This window comes from Microvirga sp. Mcv34, assembly GCF_024519725.1.
Classification (GTDB): Bacteria; Pseudomonadota; Alphaproteobacteria; order Rhizobiales; family Beijerinckiaceae; genus Microvirga.
Map to the genome: position 1 here is coordinate 1 of NZ_JALJRK010000136.1, position 8,026 is coordinate 8,026.

Here is an 8,026-nt window from a genome sequence, read left to right on the forward strand (position 1 = left end):
ACTTGTCGGAGAGCTCGATCTCCTTGGCGACGGTGACGCCGTCCTTCGTGATGCGCGGCGCGCCGAAGGACTTCTCGATCACCACGTTGCGGCCCTTGGGACCCAGCGTGACCTTCACGGCATCGGCCAGAATATCGACGCCACGCAGCATCTTCTCGCGGGCATCCAGGGCGAATTTGACTTCCTTAGCAGCCATTGTTCGTCACTCCTGATGAGACGTAACGATGTGTGACTCTGATTGTGGGAGTGGCCTTAGGCGGCCTTCTTCTGGGCGGTCGCCTGTTCCAGCACGCCCATGATGTCGCTCTCCTTCATGATCAGGAGATCCTCGCCATCGATCTTCACTTCCGTGCCGGACCATTTGCCGAAGAGCACGGTGTCGCCGACCTTCACGTCGAGGGGAACGAGCTGGCCCTGATCGTTGCGGGCGCCGGGACCGACTGCGATCACCTCGCCCTGCTGGGGCTTTTCCTTGGCCGTGTCGGGGATGATGATCCCGCCCGCCGTCTTCTCCTCGGCGTCGATGCGCTTGACCACGATACGGTCATGCAAAGGACGGAACTTCATGAAGCTTCCTCCAATGATATCAGCATGTTAACTTCTCACGCGGAGCCTCTCGGGGCCTCCGCGGGCGATGATTTGGTTGGGCAAGCTTTACCGTTCAAGAGGGGTGCGAGAAATTTTTAGCATCTGTGGGAACCCGGCGCCGGACTCGCGCCGCAGACCTGATTGGACAACCGGCGCGCCACGCGGTTATGCCCTCTCCGGCAGGGCACAGAGGCCCTCCAAGGAGAAATAAATGGTTGTGAGGGATAGCAACGGCACCATCCTCAACGAGGGGGATGCCGTCCAGGTCGTCAAGGATCTCAAGGTGAAGGGCTCCTCGACGACCCTGAAACGGGGCACCGTGTTCAAGAACATCCACCTGACGGAAGACGAAGGCGAAATCGAATGCCGGTCGCCTCAGATCAAGGGCTTGGTGCTCAAGACCGAGTTCGTGAAGAAAGTCTGATGCAACTGCCTTGCCGCCGCGTTCAATAATGCGGCGGCGGCGGCTCGGACGCGGAGGTGCCGCCTGTATTGTCCTCGACCTCCTGAACGCGGTCGAGCAGCTCGTTGAACTGCCGTCTCAAGCTATCGATCAGTTTCCACTGGGCGATCACCGTCTGGTTCAGGTCCTCGATCACCTGGTCCTGATAGGCGGCGCGCACCTCGAGTGCCTCGATCCGGGCTTCGAAATCACTCATCGGAATCCCCTGCCCCGCCCGACTGCTCCACGAGCCCATGGCCGAGCGCCACGCGCTCGTCGAATACGAAGCATCCGCCGTTCCAGCGGCTCTCCGCCTCCGGAACGTCCTCCAGGTATTTCAGGATACCGCCCTTGAGGTGGAACACCTCCTCGAAGCCCTGAGCCAGCATATAGGAGCTGGCCTTCTCGCACCGGATGCCGCCGGTGCAGAACATGGCGACCTTCCTGTGCTGCTTCGGGTCGAGTTCGTTCTTCACGAACTCCTTGAATTCGCTGAAGCGCTTGATCCGGGGATCGACCGCTCCGTCGAAGGTCCCCATCTCGACCTCGAAATCGTTGCGCGTGTCGAGCAGCACGATACCGGGCTCGTCCAGGAGCCTGTTCCACTCGGCGGGCATCACATAGGTCCCGACCCGGCGCAGCGGATCGGTCTGCGGATCTCCGAGGGTGACGATCTCCTTCTTGAGACGCACCTTCATCCGCTTGAACGGCATCTCGGCTGCGGTCGAAAACTTGAGCTCGAGATTGTCGAGACGGCCCTTGAAGAGCCCGCCGTCGCGCAGCTCGGCCATCAGGGCATCAATGGCATCGTCCTTGCCGGCCACCGTCCCGTTGATCCCCTCCTGGGCAAGGAGCAGCGTGCCCCGGATCCCCAGTTCCAGGCAGAGCGCATGCAGCGGGTCCTTCAGCTCCCGGAAATCCGGCAGAGGAACGAACTGGTAGAGGGCGGCGACCTTGTACGTCATGGCGGCTGTTTATCAGCGGCGTTCGCAGGAGAAAACCCTCCTGTCTCGCTCTTTGTGTCGCTTCAACCGCTCGACCCGCCCACGCCCCGGCCCCGATTCGGGAACCGCGCCGGTGATCTCGATCGCTTGAGACGCGGCGCTTTTCCGGCCGGGATGGCCGGAACGAGCCCGGCCGTGCCAGAGGAGAATGTCATTGCCGGCGAGCGTGAGCCGTGCGGCGCTACAGCGTCGGCCACGGCCGCCTATCCTGGCACATCGTTTCCCAGGCTTGGGAGAGTCGCAGCACGCCCACATCGTCGAAACGGCGACCGATGATCTGGAGGCCGATTGGGAGGCCGGCCTCGGTGAAGCCCGCATTGACCGAGGACGCCGGCTGGTCCGACATGTTGAAGGCCACCGTGTAGCCGATATGCTCGAACGGCTCCTCCGGGTTGTGGATGGGCGAGGCGAGCTCCGCCGGGTAAGCCACGCAGGGCGCCACTGGGGAGATGACGAAGTCGAAGCGGTGGGTCGCCGCGACGGCCGCATGGCGCATCACCATCATCTGGTTCATGCCACTATAGACCTGCGCGCCGGTCAGGGCCTTGCCGCCCTCCGCCCATTGCAGGATGTAGGGCAGGATTTTCCCGCGCTCGTCGTCGCTCAAGGGAGCCATGTCCATCCAGGCGCGCTGGCGCCAGAAATCGTCGAGGCCGTCGAGCATTTCGCGGGTGATGAAGGGAGGCACCTCTTCGACCACCGCACCGGCCGCCTGGAGGACCTTGGCGGCGTTCTCGACAACGGCACGCACCTCCGGGTCGAGGGGCAGGCCGATCCCCGCCTGCATCATCACGCCGATGGCCAGCCCCTTCACGTCGATGTCGAGATCGAGCCACGGCAGGTCCTGGTACGGCAGGCTCATGGGATCGCGCATGTCGGGACGCGTGAGGCTTGTCATCATGAGGGCGGCGTCACGTACGGTGCGGGTCATCGGCCCCGCCACGCGCCCGTAATAGGTGGGATCGATGGGGATGCGGCCGAAGCTGGGTTTGAGGCCGAACACGCCGCACCAGGACGCCGGCAGGCGGATCGAGCCGCCGATATCGGTGCCGATATGGAACGGCCCGTAGCCGGCGGCCGCAGCAGCTCCCGCACCTGCGGAGCTTCCACCCGGGTTCTTCGAGAGGTCCCACGGGTTGCGCGCGAGCGGATGGAAGCTCGAAAGCCCCGAGGAGAGCATGCCGTAGTCCGGCATGGTGGTCTTGGCGAGAATGACGACGCCATCCTCGCGCAGGCGTGCCGCCGCCGGCGCATCCTCGGCAGCCGGGACGAGCGGACGCGCCGCCGTGCCGAGCGGCACCGGCGTACCCTTGGTGGCGATGTTCTCCTTGATCGTCGCAGGAACGCCGTCGAGCGCTCGTGCCTCGCCACTCTTCCAGCGCTCCTCCGAAGCACGTGCATCACGCAGCGCCGCATCCGGATCGAAGGCATAGAGCGCCTGAAGTCGCGGCTCGTACGCATCGATGCGGGCAATCACGGCTTTCGTCACATCGACAGGAGACACCGTCTTATGGGAATACGCTTCCAGCAGCTCGGAAGCAGACCAATCGGCCAAGTCGTCCGGGGCGCTGCCGCGAGTCTGATACGAAGATGATTGCGTACTCAATGCGAAAGTCTCCTGAAGGAATCGGCCCGCAGCCATGCTGGAGTCTTCCATGGTGCCGGTAAACCGGTTTTCCCTGCGATCATGCGCATAGCCCCATGACACCAGCGCAGAGGCGGAACCGGCAACAGAAGCGAGAGCCTTCCGCTCACTCTTTGGTGGCACCTCCCATGAGAGAACGGCACAAAGCGAAGCGCCCATCGTTGCTTCGACGGAACGAGCCATCCGTCGTTCCCTGTTTCGGGGAGGGCCAACCAGCGAATGCGAAACGCCTGTTCATAAGGGCCGCACCGGGATTGCACATCTTTAACTTGTGATATCAGTATCATGGCGGATACCCGGTTACATTCATCCGGGGATCCGAAATGCGGTGAGACCCTGCCATGAAGAATGGTACGAAGGCCGCCATCCACCGGAGAAACCAGCTCCTCGCCTCTCTGGAGCCAGACGATTATCTGTGGCTGGAGCCTCATCTCGAAGTCGTCGACCTGCCACGAGGGAAGGTCGTCTATCAGACCGAGGAACAGATCCGGCACACCTACTTCCCCCATGACGCGGTCATTTCCCTGGTCGCCGTTCTGCAGGACGGCGGCTCAGTCGAGATGGCGATCTTCGGACGAGAATCCGTCTTCGGCGTCATGAGCGCGCTCATCATGCACCAATCCTTCGGACGTTACGTCACCCAGATTGCTGGAACGGCATCGCGTATTGCCCTGGATCGTTTGAAGGACGCGATCGACAAGCGCGAGAACATCCGCCGCCTGCTCTTCCGCTACACGGAAGCCCTTTTGGCGCAGACGCTCCAATGCGTCGCCTGCAATGCCGTGCACAGTGTGGAAGCGCGCTGCTGCCGTGCGATTCTGAGCACCCGCGACAGGACCGACAAGGACGACATTCCCCTCACCCATGAAATCCTCGCCGAAATGCTGGGGGTTCAGCGCTCCACCGTCAGCAGCGTCACGAGCACGCTCCAGCGGCTGGGTCTGATCAGCCAAGGCCGTGGAACGATCAGGATCACGAACCGCGATGGGCTCGAGAAGACCGCCTGCGAATGTTACCGCGCAACCCGTCAGAGCTTCGAAAGGCTTCTGCCCAGCTCTCGTTAAGGCGCGAAACACAGCAAATTGATTGGCGCAAAGTTTTCTGGCGTTTCTGTCGGGTTCCCAACAGACGGGGTAACCCTACCTCAGTATTCTGAGGCTCTATTAACGCAAGTTAATATGAGGAAAGAAATGGTTGATACGAAGTTTCAAAACGAAGAAAGGTATAGCAAGCCGCCCCTTCCCAGAATCTATCCACCAACAGTCCAGCCGTTACTTCAATCTCTCCTAGCGACCTTGGCCGATATCGATTTCGACTACGAGCAGGAGCGTCAGAAAGTTTGTAACAATTCGCCGGATACCAACCTCAAGGTTCGCGCGCTGGCAAAGCTGAAGTCGCGCCATTACGAGCGTCGGCAGCCTTATATCCAGCAGCTCGCCATCCTGCAGAAGCAGATAATGGAATTAAAAGCGTAGTCAAACGTCATCCTACACGGCGCGATCCAAACGCCAGGCGCCGCAACCAACAAAAAATTCCTTTGGGGCATCAGCACTCAGCGAGGCAGGTCGCGTGGGTGCATTCACAAGACCTGAGCACAGACCAACTGCTCATGAGGGATTGTAGCCAATGACTGAGGAAGAAATCGAAATCGTTGCAGAGGAACTGGCCAAGATCGGTGGCGTGACTTGGTATCCGGGCCGCGAAAAGGGAACCCTGATGCGGGTCGTCTGCGACCGTTACCGCGACCGCGCCAGAGTGGCGATCCAGGCTCTCGATCGCTACAGGGCCGGCCAGAAAGCCGCCTTCGAACAGGACAACGGGCAGGCCATAACTCTCTCGGCCTGCAACGAACCGCACACATCGGCTCATGACGAGATCAGGCCCGGTGCCACTGTCGTGTACCGCCCTCCGGGGGATCGGCGGGCCTATTCCTGCCGGGTTGTCGAGATCGAGGGCAATCGGGCGTATCTTGCGCCCATTCTCAGGGCCTGCACCGAGTGGGTATCCATCGAGCACCTTGTTCCGGCGCGGGAGACCGATAAGGCCGTCGCCCAGGAGTGAGCGACACCGGCAGTCAGAAAGGGCGGCTCCCGAAGGAACCGCCCAGTTGTTCGAGCAAGCGGACCCCTACTGAGTCAGCTTGCTGTACGTGCCGCCCTTCCAGACATTGATGTTATATTTCGGATCCTTGATGTCGCCCTTCTCATCGAAGGTCACCGGCCCCAGGACTGTATCGACATTCGTGCCGCGCAGGGTCTTGGCGACCGCTTTCGGATCCGTGCTGCCGGCCTTGGCGATCCCGCCCGCGATGGCCTGAACGGTCGCATAGGAGAACAGCGTGAAGCCCTCCGGCACGAAGCCGATCTTCTGGAACTGCTCCAGGGCTCCCTTTGCGGCACCGCTGTCGCGCCCGTCCGGCGGGAAGGTGAACAGGGTTCCGTCGGCCGCAGGACCGGCCACGGCGCCGAATTCGGGCGTGGCGATGCTGTCGCCCATCATCAGCTGGAACTTGTAGCCCTGGTCGGCGGCCTGACGCATGATGAGGCCCGCTTCCGTATGGTAGCCGCCGAAATACAGGAACTCGACCCCCTGGCTCTTGAGACGGTTCACCACCGCCTTGTAGTCCTTCTCGCCGGCATTGATGCCCTCGTAGAGCACTTCCTTGACCCCGGCGCTGTTGAGGGACGCCTTCACCACATCCGCGAGGCCTTTGCCATAGGCACTCTTGTCGTGGAGGATGCCGATCTTCTTGGTGCCGTAGTTCTGCTTGATCCACGGTCCGATGAACTTGCCCTGCGCGTCGTCGCGGCCATAGAGGCGCATGATGGTCGACCAGCCCTGCTCCGCCGCCTTGTCGGTCATGGCCGGATTGCTGGAGGCCGGACTCATCATCAGAACATCTGCCTCCGCATAGACCTCGGAGGCCGGGATCGAAGAGCCCGAGCAGGCATGGCCGTCGACGAACTTGATGCCCTCGGACACGATGCGGTTCGCGATGGCGACGGCCTGCTTGGGATCGCAGGCGTCATCGTAGACGACGATCTTGATGGTCTTTCCGTTCACGCCGCCGTTCTGGTTGATGGCCTGCGCGGCCAGTTCGGCGCCGTTCTTGAGCTGCTCGCCGATGCTCGCGACCGCGCCGGTCATCGGCCCGGCCACGGCGATGGTGATGTCCTCGGCGCGCGCCAATCCGGTTCCCGCCAGCAGGGCCAGGACGGACAGGTGACAGACATATCTTTTGTTCATGGCTGTTCCTCCAGATTGCATCGGGTCGTGTCAGGCCGATTGCTTGTCAAGGCGACCGAGCTTGAAACGAGAGATGTCGTTCACGGGCGCTTTTCCAAGGGCGAGATCCGCCAGCACCTCACCGATCACGCTGGCGAACTTGAAACCGTGGCCCGAACAGGGTGATGCCAGCACGATCCGGGAATCGATCGACGAGCGGTCGATCACGAAATCCTCGTCCGGCGTGCGGCTATACATGCAGGTCCGCATGGCCTTGAGCGGCCCGTTCGCATCGGGCATCGCCAGGGCGAGCATGCGGCGGATATGGGCTTCGTCCTCGGGCCCGCCGTCCTGCGCCAGATGGTCGGCTGATGGAAGAGAGGCGCCCTTGCGGTGGGAGGCGGTCTTGACGCCCGTGCCGGCGAAATCCGGGAAGCCGTAGCAGGCGTCGTCCTCGGATTCGAAGATGAAGACCGGGCAGCGGTCCGGCGTATAGGCGGCGGGCTTCAGGGGCTCGAACCAGCCGAGCACCTGACGCGTCAGCTTGAGGTGCGGCTTCAGCTCGGGGGCGAAATCGCCGATCCAGGCGCCCGCCGCAACGATAACCGATCCGGCTTCGATCTCGCCGGCTTCGGTCCTGACACGAATGCCGGATCCGACCGGCTCGATGGCGATCACACGGTCCCTCGTCCGAACCTCGGCGCCATGCCGCTGCGCCAATTCCACGAACTGCCGAATGGCGAGTTCCGGCCGGAGGAAGCCTCCATCCGGCTGATACAAGCCGGTCCAATGGGAGGGAACCTTGAAGGCGGGAAAGCGCTGGTTGATCTGGTCGGCGCTCAGGACCTCGTGATCGAGCTCGTGCAGCCGGGACGCCTCCAGGGAGCCCTCGACGACCTGACAGCCGGGATAGCCCGCCTCGAGAACACCCGTCACGGTGAGAATGGTCTGGCCGGTGAGTTCCTCCAGCTCGCGCCATTTCTCCAGGGCACGGCGGGCCAGCGGCACATAGGACGGGTGCTCGAAATAGGACAGCCTGATGATGCGGCTCTCCCCATGCGACGACCCTTTGTCATGGCCCGGCTCGAATTGTTCGATGCCGATCACGCGCCGCCCCCGACG

11 protein-coding genes are annotated in these 8,026 nt (G+C 62.3%); 4 read left to right on the plus strand and 7 right to left on the minus strand.

All coding sequences use genetic code 11. The annotated features are described in order from the left end of the window. Together OC446_RS28390 and groES are read right to left on the minus strand one after the other, a co-directional pair. Positions 1-196: TCP-1/cpn60 chaperonin family protein (locus tag OC446_RS28390; RefSeq protein ID WP_305797876.1), on the minus strand; the 196-nt coding region annotated here is incomplete at its 3' end. A 56-nt stretch (positions 197-252) separates the two neighbouring features. Then, on the minus strand, positions 253-567 hold the full coding sequence (gene groES / locus OC446_RS28395) for a co-chaperone GroES (protein ID WP_262032291.1): 315 nt from the start codon (positions 565-567) through the stop codon (positions 253-255). A gap of 232 nt (positions 568-799) precedes the next feature. Here groES and OC446_RS28400 point away from each other — a divergent pair, with 232 nt between their 5' ends. Next, positions 800-1,012 (plus strand): alkylphosphonate utilization protein, encoded by a 213-nt coding sequence (locus tag OC446_RS28400; RefSeq protein WP_262032292.1) that lies wholly within the window; start codon positions 800-802, stop codon positions 1,010-1,012. 22 nt (positions 1,013-1,034) lie between these two features. Here the strand turns inward: OC446_RS28400 and OC446_RS28405 are convergent, their stop codons facing one another. The 3 genes from OC446_RS28405 to OC446_RS28415 all read right to left on the minus strand — a co-directional run bounded on the left by OC446_RS28405 (position 1,035) and on the right by OC446_RS28415 (position 3,691). Beyond that, positions 1,035-1,247: a SlyX family protein gene (locus OC446_RS28405; RefSeq protein WP_262032293.1), complete on the minus strand. Its 213-nt coding sequence runs from the start codon at positions 1,245-1,247 to the stop codon at positions 1,035-1,037. Beyond that, a complete protein-coding gene (locus OC446_RS28410; RefSeq protein ID WP_262032294.1) occupies positions 1,240-1,995 on the minus strand; it encodes a rhodanese-related sulfurtransferase in 756 nt (251 codons plus the stop codon). The genes OC446_RS28405 and OC446_RS28410 overlap by 8 nt, the downstream gene beginning before the upstream one ends. Before the next feature lie 220 nt (positions 1,996-2,215). Next, positions 2,216-3,691 carry an amidase gene (locus OC446_RS28415; RefSeq protein WP_262032300.1) on the minus strand — a complete coding sequence of 492 codons (1,476 nt, stop codon included), beginning with the start codon at positions 3,689-3,691 and terminating at the stop codon, positions 2,216-2,218. 329 nt (positions 3,692-4,020) lie between these two features. Here OC446_RS28415 and OC446_RS28420 point away from each other — a divergent pair, with 329 nt between their 5' ends. The 3 genes from OC446_RS28420 (at position 4,021) to OC446_RS28430 (ending at position 5,740) form a co-directional block, all read left to right on the plus strand. Next, the gene (locus OC446_RS28420; protein ID WP_262032295.1) at positions 4,021-4,743 is read left to right on the plus strand and encodes a Crp/Fnr family transcriptional regulator; all 723 of its coding nucleotides are present in this window, start codon (positions 4,021-4,023) and stop codon (positions 4,741-4,743) included. A gap of 126 nt (positions 4,744-4,869) precedes the next feature. Next, positions 4,870-5,154, plus strand: a complete 285-nt coding sequence (locus tag OC446_RS28425) for a hypothetical protein (RefSeq protein WP_262032296.1) — start codon at positions 4,870-4,872, stop codon at positions 5,152-5,154. A 151-nt stretch (positions 5,155-5,305) separates the two neighbouring features. Further along, positions 5,306-5,740, plus strand: coding sequence for a hypothetical protein (locus tag OC446_RS28430; RefSeq protein WP_262032297.1), 435 nt, complete (start codon positions 5,306-5,308; stop codon positions 5,738-5,740). Between the two features lie 66 nt (positions 5,741-5,806). On the opposite strand, the gene OC446_RS28435 is transcribed toward OC446_RS28430, so the two are convergent. Both OC446_RS28435 and solA read right to left on the minus strand, forming a co-directional pair. Beyond that, positions 5,807-6,925: an ABC transporter substrate-binding protein gene (locus OC446_RS28435; protein ID WP_262032298.1), complete on the minus strand. Its 1,119-nt coding sequence runs from the start codon at positions 6,923-6,925 to the stop codon at positions 5,807-5,809. A gap of 30 nt (positions 6,926-6,955) precedes the next feature. Then, a partial coding sequence (solA, locus tag OC446_RS28440) for an N-methyl-L-tryptophan oxidase (protein WP_262032299.1) occupies positions 6,956-8,026 on the minus strand: 1,071 nt, incomplete at its 5' end.

Coding starts and splice junctions, on each gene's coding strand:
- OC446_RS28435 (WP_262032298.1), bottom strand. CDS start 6,925: ATGAACAAAAGATATGTCTGTCACCTGTCCGTCCTGGCCCTGCTGGCG.
- OC446_RS28405 (WP_262032293.1), bottom strand. CDS start 1,247: ATGAGTGATTTCGAAGCCCGGATCGAGGCACTCGAGGTGCGCGCCGCC.
- OC446_RS28410 (WP_262032294.1), bottom strand. CDS start 1,995: ATGACGTACAAGGTCGCCGCCCTCTACCAGTTCGTTCCTCTGCCGGAT.
- OC446_RS28430 (WP_262032297.1), top strand. CDS start 5,306: ATGACTGAGGAAGAAATCGAAATCGTTGCAGAGGAACTGGCCAAGATC.
- OC446_RS28425 (WP_262032296.1), top strand. CDS start 4,870: ATGGTTGATACGAAGTTTCAAAACGAAGAAAGGTATAGCAAGCCGCCC.
- OC446_RS28415 (WP_262032300.1), bottom strand. CDS start 3,691: ATGGAAGACTCCAGCATGGCTGCGGGCCGATTCCTTCAGGAGACTTTC.
- OC446_RS28420 (WP_262032295.1), top strand. CDS start 4,021: ATGAAGAATGGTACGAAGGCCGCCATCCACCGGAGAAACCAGCTCCTC.
- groES (WP_262032291.1), bottom strand. CDS start 567: ATGAAGTTCCGTCCTTTGCATGACCGTATCGTGGTCAAGCGCATCGAC.
- OC446_RS28400 (WP_262032292.1), top strand. CDS start 800: ATGGTTGTGAGGGATAGCAACGGCACCATCCTCAACGAGGGGGATGCC.